This window comes from Paenibacillus amylolyticus, assembly GCF_003719335.1.
GTDB lineage: Bacteria > Bacillota > Bacilli > Paenibacillales > Paenibacillaceae > Paenibacillus > Paenibacillus amylolyticus_D.
In genome coordinates, this window is sequence record NZ_RIAS01000006.1 from 262,589 (window position 1) to 280,043 (window position 17,455).

At 47.5% G+C, this 17,455-nt stretch carries 14 protein-coding genes; 1 reads left to right on the plus strand and 13 read right to left on the minus strand.

The genetic code is table 11. From position 1 onward, the window contains the following. Positions 1-9: 9 nt before the first annotated feature. Positions 10-897 (minus strand): COX15/CtaA family protein, encoded by an 888-nt coding sequence (locus EC604_RS13775; RefSeq protein WP_240036880.1) that lies wholly within the window; start codon positions 895-897, stop codon positions 10-12. Positions 898-2,152: 1,255 nt separating this feature from the next. Continuing rightward, positions 2,153-2,497 (minus strand): thioredoxin family protein, encoded by a 345-nt coding sequence (locus EC604_RS13780; RefSeq protein ID WP_090919572.1) that lies wholly within the window; start codon positions 2,495-2,497, stop codon positions 2,153-2,155. Between the two features lie 141 nt (positions 2,498-2,638). On the opposite strand from EC604_RS13780, the gene EC604_RS13785 reads away from it, so the two are divergent. Then, positions 2,639-3,925 carry a DUF2515 family protein gene (locus EC604_RS13785; protein WP_123064708.1) on the plus strand — a complete coding sequence of 429 codons (1,287 nt, stop codon included), beginning with the start codon at positions 2,639-2,641 and terminating at the stop codon, positions 3,923-3,925. A gap of 258 nt (positions 3,926-4,183) precedes the next feature. Here the strand turns inward: EC604_RS13785 and EC604_RS13790 are convergent, their stop codons facing one another. The 11 genes from EC604_RS13790 to EC604_RS13840 form a co-directional block, all read right to left on the minus strand. Continuing rightward, positions 4,184-5,812, minus strand: coding sequence for a putative polysaccharide biosynthesis protein (locus tag EC604_RS13790; protein ID WP_123064771.1), 1,629 nt, complete (start codon positions 5,810-5,812; stop codon positions 4,184-4,186). A gap of 64 nt (positions 5,813-5,876) precedes the next feature. Further along, positions 5,877-6,365 (minus strand): DUF456 domain-containing protein, encoded by a 489-nt coding sequence (locus EC604_RS13795; RefSeq protein ID WP_123064772.1) that lies wholly within the window; start codon positions 6,363-6,365, stop codon positions 5,877-5,879. Positions 6,366-6,371: 6 nt separating this feature from the next. Continuing rightward, complete coding sequence (locus EC604_RS13800) at positions 6,372-7,121, minus strand: Cof-type HAD-IIB family hydrolase (protein WP_123064709.1); 750 nt, start codon at positions 7,119-7,121, stop codon at positions 6,372-6,374. A gap of 293 nt (positions 7,122-7,414) precedes the next feature. Continuing rightward, entirely contained in the window at positions 7,415-8,287 is an 873-nt protein-coding gene (locus EC604_RS13805; RefSeq protein ID WP_123064710.1) for a metal ABC transporter permease, read from the minus strand. Beyond that, positions 8,288-9,247, minus strand: coding sequence for a metal ABC transporter permease (locus tag EC604_RS13810; RefSeq protein WP_123064711.1), 960 nt, complete (start codon positions 9,245-9,247; stop codon positions 8,288-8,290). Positions 9,248-9,249: 2 nt separating this feature from the next. After that, a complete protein-coding gene (locus EC604_RS13815; protein ID WP_240036882.1) occupies positions 9,250-10,056 on the minus strand; it encodes a metal ABC transporter ATP-binding protein in 807 nt (268 codons plus the stop codon). A 46-nt stretch (positions 10,057-10,102) separates the two neighbouring features. Next, complete coding sequence (locus EC604_RS13820; protein WP_123064774.1) at positions 10,103-11,047, minus strand: metal ABC transporter solute-binding protein, Zn/Mn family; 945 nt, start codon at positions 11,045-11,047, stop codon at positions 10,103-10,105. Between the two features lie 249 nt (positions 11,048-11,296). After that, positions 11,297-13,276, minus strand: coding sequence for a peptidoglycan D,D-transpeptidase FtsI family protein (locus tag EC604_RS13825; RefSeq protein WP_123064712.1), 1,980 nt, complete (start codon positions 13,274-13,276; stop codon positions 11,297-11,299). Positions 13,277-13,628: 352 nt separating this feature from the next. Beyond that, positions 13,629-15,659, minus strand: a complete 2,031-nt coding sequence (locus EC604_RS13830) for a peptidoglycan D,D-transpeptidase FtsI family protein (protein WP_123064713.1) — start codon at positions 15,657-15,659, stop codon at positions 13,629-13,631. Positions 15,660-15,767: 108 nt separating this feature from the next. Continuing rightward, on the minus strand, positions 15,768-16,913 hold the full coding sequence (locus tag EC604_RS13835) for a transglutaminase domain-containing protein (RefSeq protein ID WP_123064714.1): 1,146 nt from the start codon (positions 16,911-16,913) through the stop codon (positions 15,768-15,770). 21 nt (positions 16,914-16,934) lie between these two features. Further along, positions 16,935-17,390, minus strand: coding sequence for an ATPase (locus EC604_RS13840; protein ID WP_123064715.1), 456 nt, complete (start codon positions 17,388-17,390; stop codon positions 16,935-16,937). Positions 17,391-17,455: the final 65 nt, after the last annotated feature.

Here is a 17,455-nt window from a genome sequence, read left to right on the forward strand (position 1 = left end):
ATAAGCTGTTTAGAAACGGTTCACCGGACGGTGCAGCTTGTACACGAGGAAGCTCATATAGGTCAAGACACCAAACAGTATAGCGATATCCAACATATGTGCCAGCGCCACAAACATGTAAACTTCTGGGCGATTGATCGTCCACATCATGAACATACCGATAACCACTTGCAACAAAATCAAAACGACGGATAACACACCGAGTGTCCGCAATTCACGGTTATCCGGGTGTTTACGATAAGCAAAGTGTCCCAAGATCGCAATCACGATCACGAGTGACACAGCTGCCAGACGATGGGCAAAGGCCACAGCTACACCGCCAGAGAGTTCAGGCACAATCTGCCCGTTACAGAGCGGGAATCCGGAACAACCGCCGGCTGAATTCGTGTGGCTTACAAATGCCCCTGTATACACTACCAGATACGTATAGATCGTTGAAAACCAAACCAGGTTGCGGAACCCCTTACTAACGCGCGGATACTGGTTCAAACGTTCCAAACCGCCATATCTCGCCTCCTGCCTGATCCCGAGAGCCATCATCAATGAGCTGGCAAAAGCAATGAGTGCAAACCCAAAGTGTAGCGCCATGACCGCGGAAGATTGCGAGAACACAACGGCAAAAGCACCCATAATTCCCTGAATAATAACAAATAAAAGGGTTAGAAAGGAGAATAATTGCAAATCACGACGCTGCTTGCCAAAGCGTAAGAAGGCAACAAAGGATGCGATCGACAGTAGTCCTGCCAGTGCACTGACAGCACGGTGGGAGTACTCAATCAGGGAGGCAACCGTGTGAGCCGGCACAAGCTTTCCGTTACATAAAGGCCATTCTGTTCCACAGCCAAGGCCTGATTCTGTTTTAGTTACGATCCCGCCGCCGAAGGTAGCCAGGAACATGACGAGACAGGTTAATACGGTTAACCATTTAAACAATGTTAAGTGCTTCAATTTTTTCTCACCCGCTGTTGTTTTAAGATGGCGAAGAAAGTTCTTCGCTTGATAATCATGCTGATTCATTATTGGTACTCGTGTTCTTTTGTTTCTTTGAACGATGTAATGGCCTTGCCTGACGCTTTCTTTCCATAAGAATGCTCGTTACAGCACTTGTTTTGTACTTTGACACTAATTTCACAACTAAATTCATTATAACGGATAAAAGCATCATTGACGCCGCGCTTTGTGACAAAATGTTAACGTCTGTTAAAAAATTGACCAGCAGGTCATTATATTTATATTTTCAAATCTAATTATGTAATCCATTACCAGCCTCGTTAGCCTGACACTCCTCATTTATTATTTATTATTTTCATTTGTAATTTATCAGTTTCATTTGTAATTTATCAGTTTCATTTGTCATTCATCAATTTCATTTGTCATTCATCAATTTCAAATCATTAACTACCCCAACTTTGGATTCTAACGATCACCACGAAGCTTATTTTGCAGCAAACGCTGCTTTTCAGAACCTAACGATCACCAGGGAGCTTATTTCTTAGAAACATAGCAATAATTCTGCAAATAAGCCTTTTAGCTCTGAATAGCGTCTCTGGTGATCGTTAGGTTTTTTTATGGGTTAAATTCGAACAAATAACGTTTCTGGTGATCGTTAGAGCATGAGTTACCTTGCAGTGTCTGTGAAAAGGACGTGAGCTGATATATAGCATATCACCAGCACCGCAACATTGACGCAGCAATCTCCCCGCTTCATCTTAAGCCTTAAACTATTCACCTCAAGCAAAATAAAAACAAGGCAGTCTAAGCCAAAATGCGGCTCAACCGACAGCCTTGTGTTTGCATACTTGGTCTACATTCTCCCCTGTCTTGGGGTAATTTATTCCTGCTGTGTTTGTGCGGTAAGATACGGGGTAGTTTATTCCAGCGGTACTATTCGGTACTATGCGTTACTTTGCGTTACTTTGCGTTACTTTGCGTTACTTTGCGGTACTATGCGTTACGGTACTTTGCTCACCCTTAATGCTCCTGTATGTGCTCCAGTACCTTACAGACTTGCATACATGCAAGAATTCGTTCTTCACGCTGTAAATTAAAGTATAACGATTGTTCTGTCAGTTGGGACGGTTTAGGCACTCCGGCACTCCGACATTTCGTCGCTTCACAGCTCCGTCTCTTCGCAACAAAGCTCACCTAAGCCTTACTTGTGAATGGTGTTATACACCTCAACCGCACGATCCAAAAACTGCTCAATCTCTTCTCTCGACTTGCGCAACTTGTTCACATAACGTACCAGTTCACGTCCATCCGTGTAGGCTACAAAACTTGGAATACCCAAAATATTTTGCTCCTGACTTACTGTGCCCACTTGATCAACGTCCACTTCAATCAAGGTCAAGTCACGTGAATACTTCGTTTCCACCTCAGGCATAAACGGATCGATGTATTTGCAATCCCCGCACCAGTCTGCCTTAAACACAGCCACTGTCAAACGCGGAGATTGAATCGCCACATCAAATTCCGGCTTGGATGTAATCTGTTCCATTGTCACATCTCCCTTTCTGTACCTTGTCTCCCTCTAAGTGAAGCAAATTGGTGATTGGAAGTCAAATGTTCAGCGCATACTTAGAATAACCACAAGTCCTGGCATATCAAACACAGATATTCATGAAAGGATGTTCCATTCATGACTTCCACCAGAAGTGACTCTTCGGAAAACCAGCATTCAGGTTCCATTGTACAGATCATTCGCTCCATTCCCGGAGCTGCCCTGGAAGTATGGCGAGGTAAACAAGCCGCCTGGCACGCATCTGCAAGGCTTAGACATCCTTTGCGTGACCTGAATTGGAACGCAGATACGGCTGCTGCTCTGCAAGCTGAGGTAGAGAAGTTAATCCCTACAACAGGCAAGCCATCTCCTTCACGCAACAATCAGGAACGTGCACTGGTGTGTGAAGAGGACTGCATCATTCTTGAAGAAATCAAAACCTTAACACAGCAGCAGAATCGCAGTAATGTGACTCGAACCGCTGCTTATCTGGAGTGCTACGAGCAGTATCCCGAGCTGCATTGGGCACTGCTGGCACATATGGTGTCCCGCAACGGCGGATATCATATGACCGACCTGCACAGTGACCTGATGCATAATCTGCAAAATCAGAAGGATCGTGAGCATATGTATCGCTTGCTGGAGCGGTGCAATGCCCTTATTTTTCAGGATGCCTATCCTCAGTTGCAGCTGTATATCCACAGCCGGCGGCTTGGACGAAGCTGCTTCCATCTGTTGTCTCATTTTCACGTATCAGCGTTTATGACGCCGTTCTGGGAGCGATTTTGGCTCGAACGTTGCAGTTCCATACTGAGTGTGGCCTTAATTATTAATGAGCAGAACTATATTGAGAGCCGTGTGGTGCAACATCCTTATTTTCAAAAAGAAGTCCTCTCCAAACCTGCTTTTCATCTGCACAATCTGGCAGGACTGAACCACATCGTTTTCCCTCTTGCACAAGGAGGCGGTCTCGCCGGGCGGGTCATTGAGCATTTTGGCAAATTGAATGAACGTATCCAGTTCGGCAAAGGGCTGTATGCCCTGTTATTTGGTGTAGAGCAAGTGCTTCAGCAAGTACTGGCCTTCGCGCGAACCGTACCTCATGGTGGCTCACGAGCCGAATATTGGCCAGGCCTGTTTACCAAGCACCAGAAAGGGCCAGCAGACCATACCCTGTACACGGATGCTTTATTGAATGAGGAATGGCTGCCGGAAGGTCAGCGTTTATACTCTCCTGAGTTACTCGCCGTTTGGGAGGACGCACCCTATGAGCCGATTACAAGACATGACTGGCTGGAAACACGAGATTGCCTCGGATACCTCACTGCGCCACGCAGACCTTGGCTGTTTGAGATGAGTCACGAGCATCGGTATGGTATGTTAAAAACAGCACTCGCTCATGATGTACAGGTCATCACTCACTAATTGGAAGTAAAATTGCAGAATCAAGCCATGCCCCCTTGAAAGCCATTTCCACCTTAACGGAAGACTGCCCTTGGATAAAAAACAAGCGTCGTCCGCTACAAAGAGCAGACGGCGCTTTATTTATGAGGGCTAAATCCCCATTATCCTATACTCATGCTGAAATCCATTCATGCGTGAACGCTACGCAGGCAAGTCGGGAGAATGTCCTTCACTCTAGCAACAAACGTAGAATATTCACGTTGTGAAATGGCATGGATGTTATCCCCGTTGTCCAGCGCCGCGTTGCAGACGCATAAGCGGACGGAGAATTTTTTGCAGAATTCGCGGGTAACTAGTTAGCTCGTCCTTACGCAACACACGAAGAACCACCATCAGCACGAGATATACCACAACGACCAGCACACCCACGACCATACAGGTTAACAGGAAGGATACCCTTGCAGGCAAGAACGCACCAAAGATCTGGTTTCCACTCCAATTGGCCGCGAAGCCGACAGCTGCCGCGAGAAGCACCGTAATAATAAATCCAATCCAGCGATCTCCCATAATCGAGAAATCTACAATTTTACGCAGTACACGCAGATTCAGATATGTGATGACCAGGAAACATAGCGCTGTTGCAATGATGATTCCGTAAATACCGAAGATCGGCGCCAAGATAAGACTCGCAATCAGCTTCACGATAATCCCTGCCGCTACACTAATCATCGTGATTCGTGGTTTCCCAACCCCGAGCAGCATGGAGTTCGTCGTCATCATTGTAATCTGGAAGATGGTACCGAACGTCAGCAATGCAATAATCGGCGTGCCGTCTGGAGTTGTGAACAGCAAACCGTTTACCGAATAAGCCGCCGCACACAGGGTAATCACAATCGGCATTCCCGTCAGAATGGAAATACGCAATGCCAGCGTCACCTGATTTTTCAGATGCAGCTCATCTTTGCGAGCAAAAGCCGCCGAAATGACAGGCACAAGGGACTGACTGAGCGCTATAGCGAGAATCGGCGGAATACCGGCTATACTCTGGGCTTTGGCACCAAGAATCGCTAGCACGCCTGTCGCTTCTTCCAGACCGATCCGTCCACTAAGCAGGGGAACGACGAGAGAAGAGTCGATAAAGTTGATAGCTGGGACAGCAAGTGAAGATAACACAATCGGAATTGAAAGTTTAAAAATATCGGTGTAAATACCGCGCATCGGCAGCTGCTCTGCACGGTCATAATGCAGCTGAGCCGCACGATCACTTTTGCGGAGCTTCAATGTGAAGTACAGCATCACCGCAAATGCGCCGATACTGCCAAACACACCACCGAAGGATGCCCCGGCTGCAATCGTCTGATCATCATAATTCCATTGCAGCATCACATAAGCCACAATAATCGCTACGCCTACGCGCGCAAACTGCTCTACGATCTGCGAAATGCCGCCTGCGGTCATATTCCCGCGTCCCTGGAAATAACCACGCATCATCGCGATCGCCGGGAAGAGCAGCAGGGCCGGAGCAAGCGCCCGGATGGCACTCACGGATTCCGGTACTTTGGAAATATGGGTGGCATAGAATGGTGCTGCGAACCATAACAGAACAGACATGACCACACCGGCCACGGCTGCAAAGATTAAGGCTGCACGGTATATCTGCTGCGCTTCCCCAGCGCGTCCGAGCGCGTAGCGTTCCGACACCATTTTACTCAGCGTACTCGGTATGCCCGCCGTTGCGACAGTTAACAGCATTAAATACACCGTATTGGAAATCGTGAACGATGCGTTACCGATATCCCCGAGGATGTGCTCCAGCGGCACACGCTGCACCAGACCGAGTACCCTTGCAATCAATGCGGCAGCCGCCAATATGAGCGTACCTTTAATAAATGTTTCCTTCTTAGACAAAACGAATTCCCCTTCTTTCCCCCACACCGGACCTCTCCGGCCCTAAGCTAGCTAACCCGACATTCTAGGCGAATCGAACCACCCAAATAATGAATAGAACAATCATCACGAGTTGCAAAATAATTTTCATCACCGTGCTGGTAAACAGACCGACGACAGAGCCAAACCCAACTTTGGATGCTTTGGAAGGCGAGGAACCGCCGATCAGCTCTCCGATAAACGCACCGATGAATGGCCCCAGGACAAGTCCAAAAGCCGGAATCACAAACGGGCCAATGATTACACCGATGGTACTCAGCGTTGTCGATAGCTTGGAGCCGCCGAACTTTTTGACTCCCCAAGCACTCACCACATAATCCGCCACAAACAGTACCACCACGATCAGAATCTGAATAATCCAGAACCAGACCCCAAACGGATCAAAGCTGAAGAACCAGCCGTAGACCAGAAACGCGAAGAAAATCGCGATTGCACCCGGCAAGATCGGATACACCGTACCTGCCATACCTACTGCAAACAGCAGTACAATTAAAATCCAGCCAACGGTTGCCAGCAAAGGTTACTCCCCCTTCAAAATATGTTCACGAATCAGATGTGCAATGCCATCCTCATTATTACTTCCTATAACCAAATCCGCTGCTTCTTTTACCTGCTCCTGTGCATTACCCATTGCAACACCCAGACCGACGGCTTCAATGACAGCCAGATCGTTCAGACTGTCGCCCACAGCAACCACTTCGGACATGTCGATGCCAAGCAATTGGCATACTTCAGCTACACCGGTAGCTTTGGAGACGTTCTCCGGGTTTACCTCAATGTTTACAGGGGAGGAATTGGTCATTTGCAGACCACCCATTTCCTGCAACTCCATCATAATCTGATGACGAATTTCATCATCCTCGGTGGTAAATCCAAATTTGAGCCATTCTAACCCTTCGATGTTATCCGTCCAGCGATCACGGTTATATAGCTCCTCCACGGAGTATGCCCAGTACCAGCTGTTATATTTCTCCCCGATCTCATACATCTTGCGGATTAACGCCGGGTCCATCAGATGACGCAGGTGAAGCTCATGTGGAGCTTTCCAGACTTCACTGCCGTTGACTGTAACCATTGGCGTTTCCAGTCCAAGCTGTACCGCATAGGGCATAGCGTGGTATACGGCTCTTCCTGTAGACAAGCACACATGCACCCCTCGACGAATGGCGATCTGTATCCACTTGGCCGTCTCCTGTGTAATTTCATGATTATCATTCAGCAACGTGCCGTCCATATCCAGGGCCAGCAATTTATATTTCAGTTCACTCATGCTGTAGATCCTCCTCCAGTATTCTCTCTCCTATAAACCATCTTGCATCAATAATACTCCCACATCCACTTTTTCCAAGCTCTCTCTACTTAAACAACAAGATCGCCCGGTATCCGCGAAATCGCAGACGCCCCGGACGTCACAGCTAACGACATTTTACCACAGATCATGCATATGCAACAAAGTAACCTGTATTTGAATCTTTGAAGGTGCGCGGCCCATTTTTCTGAAAACACGGAACACCAAAAACCGCCTGCTATGCAGACGGTCATCTAAAATTTATGGATTTATGTTCAACGTGCGGCATATTTACGGCGTACGTAACGAAGTACAATGCCATGTTTCGGTGACAGGAGTAACGCAAGTACAAACAGAATGCCAGCCACAGCCACCATGCAACCTGCAATAGAAGCATCCATCGCGTATGCCATCAGGTAACCACCAACAGAGGAAGCTGCACCGATCAGTACAGCATACAAAATCATTTTACCAAGCTGATCCGTGAGCAGATAAGCCGCAGCTGCAGGTACAATCAGCATACCAACCACAAGAATGGAGCCTACACTTTCAAAAGAAGCAACGGACGTCATGGACACGAGTCCCATGAGCGCATAATGGAACAAAACCACCGGAATACCGCATGCAGCAGCCAGAGCCGGATCAAAAGCACACAATTTGAACTGTTTGTAGAACAATCCGACAACAACGAGAATGATGAGTAACGTAATCCCCAGCATCCACACCGCTCTAGGCCCTACGTCCAACCCCCACAGCGTTAACGTATCCCATTGCACATAGGCAATTTCACCGAACAACACACAATCCAGATCCAAATCAATATGTTGTGCATTCAGACTGATCAGGATGACCCCCACAGCAAAGAGCGCCGTAAATACAATACCGATAGATGCATCCGAAGATAGTCCTCCCGCTTGAAGAGTCTGAATGAAAAACACCGTCAACAGCCCAAACACTGTTGCACCCAGCAGCATCCACAGAGAGTCTCTGGAGCCGCTCCACAGAAAAGCAATCGCAATACCCGGCAGCACGGCGTGACTAATCGCGTCTCCGACCAGAGCCATACGGCGCAGAATCAGGAAGCAACCGAGAATGGCGCAAGCAGAGGAGACGAGTATTGCGGTTAGAATAATCCAAAATGTGGCCATCTACATCTCCCCCTGCTTCTGTGTTTGAGGCTGTGCAGTATGCACCTGCAGCGTGCCTTGCTCTTCACGCATATAAGCTGCTTTCGCCTGAACGCTACGCAGCTTGCGGGCGAGCAGTCCACGTCTCGGCGCAAACAGGGCAGATCCAACAAACAGCACCGTAGCCGCAAGTACCGTTACAGGTCCAGTAGGCAAATTAGGAACAAATGTGCTGAAGAGTGTTCCTGCGGCACCGCTTACAGCGCCAAATAATCCAGCCAGCAGCACCATCAATGCGAGCGAATCGGTCCAGCACCTTGCCGCTGCCGCTGGGGTCACCAGCAGTGCCGCAACCAGCACCACGCCTACCGCCTGAATTCCGGCGACAACAGCTATAACCGTTAGCAACAGAATCAATTGCTCCAGCACCCCGACGGGCAACCCCATGCCTCTTGCAAAACCCGGGTCAAAGCTCACGAGCTTGAATTCCTTGAACCAGACAAGGCATGCAATCAGTAATACAAAACATACCCCTCCCATCACATACACATCGGTGAGCACCATCGATGCGGCTTGCCCGAACAGGTACTTGTCAAGGCCGCTTTGGCTTCCGCTAGCGCTGTGTTGAATACGTGTCAGCATCACGACACCGATACCGAAAAATACCGTCAGAACAATGCCCATTGCCGCATCCTGCTTAATCCGTGAAAACCTGGTTATCCACGAAATACCGAAGGTCGCCACAATTCCTGCAATGAGCGCTCCGAACAGGAACAATCCGATCGACTTGGTTTCCGTCAACATAAACGCGATACAGATTCCAGGCAACGCCGCATGTGCTAGTGTATCGCCCATCAGACTTTGACGACGAAGAAAGGTGAATGAGCCGATAATGCCACTGCTGAATCCGAGCAGCAGACAACCGAGCAAAATCCAGCGTGTGTTCGGGTCTGACAATATAGATACAACCCCATTCCACATAACTACACCTGGCCTTTCTCCGCTCGGCTGCCGATCATCGCAATGCGGCCTCCGTAGGTTTCCTGTAATAAATCAGGTACGAATACTTCTCTTGTTGGCCCAGCGGCAACCAAACGTCCATTGAGTAGCAGTACATGATCGAAGTATTCCTCTACCGTTGCCAGGTCATGGTGAACAACAAGCACAGTCTTGCCCTGCTTTTTCAATTGCTCTAACAGCGAAATGATCGCTTTCTCTGTCGTGGCGTCCACTCCTGCAAAAGGCTCATCCATGAAATACAAGTCAGCATCCTGTACCAGTGCTCTGGCCAGAAATACGCGCTGCTGCTGTCCACCAGACAACTGGCTGATCTGCCGATACATGTAATCCCCCATACCGACTTGCTCCAGGCAATGAGCCGCCAGGTCTTTTTCCTTTTTCCCCGGTCGTCGGAACCAGCCCAGATGTCCGTAGCGTCCCATCATGACCACATCCAGCGCATGTGTCGGAAAGTCCCAATCTACAGACTCTCGCTGTGGCACATAACCGATACGCCGCCTTGTTTCACGATAAGATCGTCCAAAGATCTCAATGTCACCGTGCATTTTCGGAACAAGCCCCAGAACCGCTTTGATCAACGTTGATTTGCCTGCACCGTTCGGTCCAAGAATGCCGATGAGCTGCCCTTCGGGTACATCAAAGGATACATTGCTGAGCACCGGCTTTTTGTGATAAGCCACGGCCAGATTCCTTACACGAAGAGGCGAAGAGACCGTTGCTTGTTCTTGTCCAAACTGATCGTTTTCTCTATTCACGACTGATTGTTTCATTGCATTAATATCATTCATCTTAGCTCTCCTCTCTTCAGATGATTTATTATTTCAAAGCCGCCGCTATCGTTTCCACATTGTGCCGTACCATTCCAATATAGGTGCCTTCTTCCGTCCCCTCGGCTCCCATCGCATCGGAGAACAGTTCACCGCCAATGGCCACCGTATGCCCCTTCTCAGCCGCACCAGCTATGATGGCCTCCATCGCTTTCGCAGGTACACTCGATTCGATAAATACGGCTTTGATTTGATTTTCCACGAGAAAATCTCTTAGTTCACTTACATCTTTGGCGCCATATTCTGCTGCCGTACTGATGCCTTGAAGCCCCATCACTTTAATGCCATAGGCTTGACCAAAGTAACCAAATGCATCATGTGCTGTGACCAGCACTCGGCTTTCCTCAGGGATCTGCTCTATTTTCTCCCGCACTTCCGTATCCAGCGCTTCCAGCTTCTCCAGATATGCTGCTGCCTGCGTCTTATACTGTTCCGCATGATCCGGATCTGCTTCCACCAGCGTGTCACGCACAGCTTCGGTTGCATGCATCCAATGCTTGACGTTAAACCATACATGCGGATCATACTCTGTTCCGCCTGTTGCTTGACCGGAATGCAGTTCCTCTACCGGGATTTTTTCGGCAACTGCGGTAACCTGTTTGCTTTTAGACATTTTCTCCAGAATATTGGTCATTTTCCCTTCCAGATGAAGGCCGTTATAGAAGATGACCTTGGCTTGCTCCAGTTTGCGAATATCGCCTTGGGATGCCTTATACAGATGCGGGTCTACTCCTGGTCCCATCAACCCGGTAACCTCAACATATGCTCCGCCCACCTCTCGCGCTATATCCGCAATCATGCCTGTTGTTGCCGTGACCTGCACTTTACCAGTGCCGTCTGCTCCCGAAGTACTCGAACAAGCTGAAAGTAAAATGATCAGAACAACTCCTATCAGCGTCATGACTCCACGTTGAATACTCCTCATCTTCACCATTAACAAAATCAATCTTCCCCTTTCCCTGTCCTAAAATATTTGTCCATAACTAATTAAGTTGTGCAATGCACTAAATTTTAAACTCGTCTAATAATGTTTCCCTTGTGCAAATTTTAGCCGATGGAAAAACAAAAGGCAAGGGATATTTTCCCTTGCCTGTCCTATTGCTTATGAAGTTCAATCTAAAGCAGTTTATCCAATACTTTGATGAGTATGCCGTTGTTTCCTCTTGTTTTATGCCCTGAATCATCAATCTTGTTCTTTATTTTGATCCTTCTTCCCCTTCGGGATGCCATCCAGTCCATACACTTCATCATAAGCATCAAAAATTTTGCGTGCGATCGGGGAAGCACTGACCGATCCAAAACCGCCTTCCGGCACGATAACCGCTACAGCCAGTTTCGGTTTGTCTCTTGGAGCAAAAGCAATAAATACACCGTTCTCCTTTTTATTCGGTCCGGTTCCTTGCTCAGATGTTCCTGTCTTTCTGGCAAAATCATAAGGGAACCCGTCAAAGGAGCTTACTTTGGTCACCATACCCTTATGCACTTCGTTCCAGTGTGCATCCGCAAACTGCACTTCATTAAGAACCTTTGGCTCAAACTTCTTCACCACATTGCCATCCGCATCCCGGATTTCCTTCACCAGGTGTGGCTCCATTCGTTTGCCCTTATTCGCCAGCATAGTGGTGTACTGTGCCAGCTGCATCGTGGTATATTTTGCTTGCTGACCAAAGGATGCAAACGCCAGACGTGTCAGAGCACTTTCTCGCCCCTCTCCCTCTCTGTACTCCAATCGGCCAAGAAATTCATTGGGCAGATCAATACCTGTGGACACACCTAAGCCAAAACTCTTCATGTATTCGTCCCATTTATCAATGCCCTTGTCTCCACCATATTTTTTTAACAACTGCTTGCCCACCATATCAATCATGAATGCATTGGATGATTTTTCGATAGCTCTCCGCGCAGTAATGTTTCCATTGTACGCCGAGTGTGAGTTCCTCACTTGCCGACCATCTTTGCCGAGTACAGCATAACCCTTATCATGATACGTCTGTCCTGCAGTGAACAGTCCTTCTTTTAGTCCAATGAGCACGCTGAGCGGTTTAATAACCGATCCCAGCAACACCACGGATTCGGCGTGACGCGGCTTCTTATCATTAGGCAGAAATGACTCTGTCGTTCCATTGCGGAATACAAATTTGATTTTGTCATAGTCCCAATCATTCGGGTCATAGTCCGGCATACTCGCCATGGCTACCACATTACCTGTGTCGACTTCCATAGCTACGGCATAACCCGTAATCGCCTTTGGAAGCTTTCGTAATTCGTCCGTAATGGCTTTTTGTGCCGCGAGTTGAATTTCCTTATTGATCGTCGAGATCAGACTGTACCCCTTCTCTGGTGGAGTCAGCTCCATTGTGCCTGTAGGCAGATTCCGAGAGTCAATATCAATGGATTGATATCCGCTTCTTCCGCGAAGCTCCTGCTGATATTGCAGCTCCAGACCATCGAATCCAACTCTCTCATCCTGTGAATACACCAATCCTGGATCACGTTGAGAAGCCGATTGCTCTATGATCGTTTTGTATTGCCTCAATGCCCCTGCTCCCTTAAAGTCCCGTGTATAACCAATAACCTGCACAGCAACACGATCAGGGTCATATCTCCGTACATTCTCTTCCAGCACCATAACGCCGGGATACTCCGTTTTTTTCTCTAGAAAAAAAGCAATTTCCTTGGTCGTCAGATCGGACTTAACCAGTCTTGGCACATAACCGAATGTCTTCTGATGATCCAGATCCAGTCTTTTAATAATCTCCTCTGCATCTGGCTGCTTCTCGTCTCCTGGATTGAATCGTTTGAAAATATCCGCAAGTTCATGGGCCAGTCCCTCGGCTTCCTGCCTGCGATCATCATTACGATAATCTTCATATAACAGCACATACAGTGACTGTACCGGCTCCGAATAAGCAAGCGCCACTTTCCCGGTCGCATCATAGATCGGGCCGCGCACCGGGGCTAGAGGGATATCTTTTGTATTGCGCGTGGATTCCATATACGTCAGTTCAGGCCCTTCGACAAACTGCACAAACGCCAGTCGGAAGATCAAAACGCTGAATATGACAAAGGCTACGAAAAAAAACACATTCAGCCTTGCGCTGGAAGGTTTATTTACCGCTCTCTCGTCTTTGTTCGGCGGTTTATTTTTGAGTCGGTTAAACATATGTCCCCTCTCCGTTCTTGTGCAAGTGTAAAAATGTAAAAGTTACGCTATCTATTCAAATCAAAACGTCATAACAGACACAAACAGACAACAGATCAAAATGGCAAACTCTCACCCCTTAAGTTTATCAAAAGCAGACTGTAACGTCTTTCTATTTTTGGTTACATTTTCGTAATATGATACTTTCATAAGTAATAAAACGTTATCCCATACTTACTCTAGATCCTGGCCAGCACTCTGCCCTCTGTATATAACGTAATTCCATTGATTAGGTTACATAAAAAAGCAACAAAAAAAGGCCCCCGTTCTGAGGGCCTTTTAGCGTATGGCGTGCAGGATCTCGATCACTGCATTACTGCGTACTCGTTTCTGTTTCTTTATCTTTATTTTTTTTCGGAACGCCATCGAGGCCAAATTCCTGATCGTAAGCATCAAAGATCGCACGTGCAACCGGAGCGGCACTGTTGGAACCGAAGCCCCCCTCAGGGATCATGACAGCAACAGCCAGCTTTGGATTGTTACGGGGTGCATAAGCGATAAATACCCCGTTATCCACCAACTTCCCTCCAATATTCTGTGTCGACGTACCTGTTTTTCTGGCAAAATCATAAGGGAAGCCGCCAAAAGCAGAAACCTCGGTAGCCATACCACGCTGTACCTCATTCCAGTATGCATCACTGAAGTCTGCTGTGCTGAGTACCTTCGGTTTCACCTTCTCCACCACATTGCCTTCCGAATCCCGGAACTCTTTAACAAGCTGTGGTTCCATGCGTTTTCCTTTATTCGCAAGCATCACGGTATACTGCGCGAGCTGCATGGTTGTATATTTTCCTTGTTGTCCAAAGGAAGCATATGCTAGTTTGGTCAAGGAACTTTCCGTTTCATTTTCATATTCTTTACGCCCAGCCCATTCATTCGGCAAGTCTACTCCTGTTTTTATACCAAGACCAAACTGCTCCATGTATTTATCCCACACACCAACGCCCTTAGCACCATATCGTGCGTACAACTTCTTACCAACTTCGTCAATCATAAATACGTTGGAGGAATGACGAATGGCGTCACGAGGGTACATGGCACCATAAACGTGCCCCGACGAGTTCTGTACGCGCCGGTTATCTCCGCCGAACGTAGTTGAACCTCGGTCGATATACACCGAGTTAGTGGTAAAGAAACCTTCCTTCAAACCGATCAATACACTAAGTGGTTTAATCGTTGAACCGAGCAATACGACGGATTCTGCCCTTTTCTTGGAATCACTAGGCAGGAATCCCCGGATCGTACCATTCTGGTAAATATATTTAATTTTATCGTAATCTTCTGTGCTGATGCTGCCTGTTCTCCACACATTGGTATCGTAATCAGGCATACTGGCTGCAGCTACAACTTTCCCTGTATCCACTTCCATCGCTACGGCAAAGCCCGTTTTGGCATTGGGATGCAATCTGCCGGATACCGGATTACGATGCAACCAGCTTAGCTGATCCATAATTGCTTGCTCTGTTTTTACCTGCACATTTTTGTTGATGCTGGAGATCAGATCATACCCTTTTTGCGGCGGGGTTGTACCCGCTACACCTTCAGGCAAGTTACGCAGATCAACGTCAACCGACGTATAACCACTTTTGCCCCGCAGCTTATCCTGATACTGCAGCTCCAGTCCATCAAATCCGACAAACTCATTCTCCGTGTAGACCAGACCTGGATCAGTCTGCGTTTTGTTTGCTTCATCCACTTCTTTATACTTGTTCAACGTTTTGGAGCTTTTGAATTTTTTTAAATAACCAATGGATTGAACGGCAACTGTATCCGGATCGTAGTATCGTACACTTTCTTCCACGATCTGAATGCCCTTGAATTCATCCTTATGCTGGAGAAAATAAGCAACCTCTCCTTCGGACAAATCACTCTTGATCAGACGTGGCATAAACCCATTGGCCTTGCGAGAATTCAGATCCATTTCCTCTATAATCTGATCCACGGTCAAGGATTCGGTATTGGGAGTTTTATACTTTTCAAAGACATCATGCAGACGCGCAGCCATCTCTTGAACTTCACCAATTTTCGGATTCGGCTGGCCATCCACATCCCCGTAGTTTTTGTACAATGTGAGATACAGGGACTGAATCGGCTTGGAATACGCCAGTTTCACTGTTCCCGTAGAGTCATAGATGGTTCCTCTCACCGGAGCAAGCGGCACATCCTTCGTAATGTTACTCGCTTCTTCCTGACTGAGCTCTGGTCCTTCGACGAACTGTAAAAAGGCCAAACGTACAATGATTACACTAAAAATAACAAAGGAAGCGAAGAAAAATACGTTCATCCGGTAGCTAAAACGCCGTTTGTCCGCAAGTTCATCCTTCTCATTGGAATGCTTTTTCATTCATCCTACCTCTTTCATGACTTGATGCATACCGCAGAACGTTAACTTCCCGGCATGATAACCTGGCAACGTCGTCATATTCCGAACCATATCCGTGTCCGGTGTATATCAAGCTGACTGATCTTTCAGATGCGTGTCGGCAAAGTTAGGTGGGTTAAACCAATCTCCGCTGATGGCCCACGTTGGATCAAGCGGAACCCAGCGATTAGAATTACTCAAATAGACTTCATTCCAAGCATGAGGGCCGTAACCTCCCTGACCGTTATACCCCAGACCTGTAACAACCTTCACATCAAGCCCCTGGGAACGAGCCATCACTGCGTAGAGGCGGGCATAATCGATACATACCCCTTTGCGTGTATCAAAGGTATTCTGCGGGGTCTGTTCATGCCATATTCCTCTCTGCTCATAATCATCGACTTTTCCGTAGTCGTATTGAATCCGGGTGCCAACCCAGTCATACAGAGCTCTGGCTTTTGCCTCATCCGTCGATTTCCCTTTGACAATCTCCTGCGCAGCTTGCTCAATATCGGCCGGAATATTGTGGTCAATCACCTCATACTTCCGTTGCAGAATACTTCCAAGTTCCTTCTGCACAGCCTGCGTAAATACCGGAAGCTTGTCCTTGATAAACGTACCAGACAAAGGCTCAATCACCGATTTTGCCCCCTGCATATAGATCGGGGACGCCTCCACATAACGGCTGAACATACTGCCCGGATATAAACTGACGATCATGAACAATATAGCAATCACCATGATTCCTCGGACTGAACCGATGACCGTCCCGATCACTGCGCCTGTCAGCCGGCTAAAAATCCCTTTTGGTGCAGCTTGCTCATCTCCTGCATGTCTTCTGCGAAATATGAAGGATGTTAAAAATCCAAGAATCATGCGAATCAAGCCGTAACTCAGTACAAATATTACGGCAAATCGCATCAGCGGGAAATCCGCAATTGCTGTAACCAGCGTATAATACAACTGTTCCCACCGGTTCAACTCACGGTTAGGCATAGCCGAAGCATGTACAGACAACCATTGCTGTACATAAGGCGCAAGCCATAACGTCAGACCGATGGATAACAGAATACCAATGACCGCCATAATACCGTCCATCAGGAAACCAAAGAGTCTCCCCGCAGAACGTGAAGCCCCTCTGGACCATCCCTGTAATAAGGATGCTGCTACGATCAATAGCAACAAAATGGTAATCCCATTTAACTCCTTCAGGCTGTCCAGCCAAGTTTGCAGCACGTCTTCATTCCTCCTTTATAACTACGAAGCAGGTGCTGTTTTGTTTTTTTGTGCCTGTTCGACAAATGTGCGGATCGTTTCGTTGCCCATCTTCCATTCTCCAAGCGAAATGCCGCGGAACGTCACATCGACTTTATCCGACTTCGTGCTACCCTTAAGCTCAACATTAGGACTGGTTATCGTAAACTCACCATTTTGTCCGGCCGAATAGGTTGCTTTGGAAGCTTCCTTGAGCATGATGCTTGTTGCTTCTTTCTTGAGTGTGTCCATCGTGCTGGACTGCACGTCTGTGACGGTTTGTTTGATCTGTTCAATGGAGATGCCGCTGTATATCAGCAGAGCCGCAATAATGATGATGGCAATCGCCCATTTTAACATCGTTTTGACCACATTCAGAACAAAGAACAAAATGATCAGCGCAACGACGATCACCAGCCAGTTCTGCATCACAAACTCTTTGATTACTTCTATGTTCATGATTACACCTTCCGAATTAGAATTAATTCATGACTTCCCGAATATTATACATGATTTCCGAACCT